We start from the raw sequence: 772 nt of genomic DNA, 5'->3' as shown, positions 1-772 counted from the left end.
TGATCGATGCAGATGCCATCTGGCTGGCGCTCGCGAAGGTCTGCATATACACTGCGGATTCAACCGGTCGATGCAACACACTAGCGATTGCGCAAGCAGTAGGAGTGTTGCATATGAAGCAGCGACGCCGGATCTATTACAGCGAGACCCAGAAGGCACTGATGTGGGATCGTTGGCAGAAAGGTGAATCTCTGCAGAAGATCGCCCAGCTTTTCGATCGGAACCATTCGTCGGTGCAGAGAATTCTGGCCGAGACTGGCGGGATCCGGCCGCCACAAAGGCGTCGCTCCCGACTGGCGTTGACGCTCGCTGAGCGCGAAGAGATATCGCGCGCCCTCGTGGCAGGGGATTCGATCCAATCGATTGCAACGCGACTTGCGCGAGCTCCCTCCACCATCTGCCGTGAGATCAAGCGCAACGGCGGGCCGCATGGGTACAGGGCAAGCCATGCCGACCAGCGAGCCTGGGATCGGGCGAAGCGTCCCAAAGCTTGTAAACTGGTTGAATACCCAATGTTGGCGAACGTCGTCGCGGCCAGGCTTAAGTTGCAGTGGTCACCGCAGCAGATTGCAGGGTGGCTAAAGCGAGCCCATCCGGGCAACGAGGACTACCACGTGTCGCACGAGACCATCTATCGCAGCCTCTTCATTCAGGCTCGTGGTGCGCTCAAAAAGGAGTTGCTCGAGCATTTGCGACGCACGCGCGCCGCGATGCGTCGTTCGCGCCATTACACACAGAAGACTGGCGATCACGGCCGAATTCGCGATACCGT

1 protein-coding gene is annotated in these 772 nt (G+C 59.1%); it reads left to right on the top strand.

Annotated elements, in window-relative coordinates:
- Positions 1–113: 113 nt before the first annotated feature.
- Positions 114–772, top strand: a 659-nt coding sequence (locus tag BN2476_RS40100) for a helix-turn-helix domain-containing protein (protein WP_143811168.1), incomplete at its 3' end; no start/stop codon positions are given.

The organism is Paraburkholderia piptadeniae, assembly GCF_900007165.1.
In the GTDB taxonomy this organism is placed as follows: domain Bacteria; phylum Pseudomonadota; class Gammaproteobacteria; order Burkholderiales; family Burkholderiaceae; genus Paraburkholderia; species Paraburkholderia piptadeniae.
This window is presented reverse-complemented; position numbering and strand designations above follow the sequence as displayed.